This window comes from Achromobacter sp. 10T422, assembly GCF_056394065.1.
In genome coordinates this window covers 1-788 of the sequence record NZ_JBFTHD010000027.1, presented here as the reverse complement: position 1 = coordinate 788, position 788 = coordinate 1, and the positions used below count along the sequence as shown (strand labels likewise).

Annotated in this window: 1 protein-coding gene; it reads right to left on the bottom strand. The window is 60.0% G+C overall.

The window, feature by feature from the left end; translation table 11 throughout:
- A partial coding sequence (locus tag AC1DB0_RS29815; protein ID WP_476758826.1) for a VCBS domain-containing protein occupies positions 1-788 on the bottom strand: 788 nt, incomplete at both ends.

Here is a 788-nt window from a genome sequence, read left to right as displayed (position 1 = left end):
ACATCAATCTTGCCGGTGGCAACGAGCGTGCCGTCTTCGGTGACCGCRCCGTCAGCCTTACCGGTCAACACCGGAGTGTCGTTGGTGCCAATGATCGTGACGACCACTTGACCGGTGGTGCCATCAGCCGTCGTAACCGTAAAGGTCTCCGTCAGCGTCTTGCCAGCGCCCAGGCCTTGAACTGCCGGGTCATTGTTGGTCAGGGTGTAGTTCCACTTGCCATCGGCGTCGATGGAGAACGTGCCGTGCTGACCGGCTGCGTTCGTTTGCGTTTGGAAGACCGCCTGGCCCGCATCCGGGTCGGTCACTTCGAGCTTGCCGCCGGTCGTGAGCGTCCCGTCTTCGGTAACCGAACCCTTGTCATCGCCCGGTTGAGCCGGATTGATGGTCGCGCCGTCATCCGTGCCGTTGATGGTGACCGTGACTTGCTTGTCGACGATTCCGCCGTTGCCGTCGTTCACCGTCACAGTGAAGGTTTCGGTGACCGATTCGCCGGACTTCAGGCCTTGAACAGCCTTGTTGGCGTTGTCGAGGTTGTACGTCCAGTTGCCCGAMCCATCRACCGAGAACGAACCATACGTACCCTTGCCGTCGTTGTTGACGGTCCAAGTGTGCGTGTCAGTCGTATCAACATCAGCGACATCAATCTTGCCGGTGGCAACGAGCGTGCCGTCTTCGGTGACCGCGCCGTCAGCCTTACCGGTCAACACCGGAGTGTCGTTGGTGCCAATGATCGTGACGACCACTTGACCGGTGGTGCCATCAGCCGTCGTAACCGTAAAGGTCTC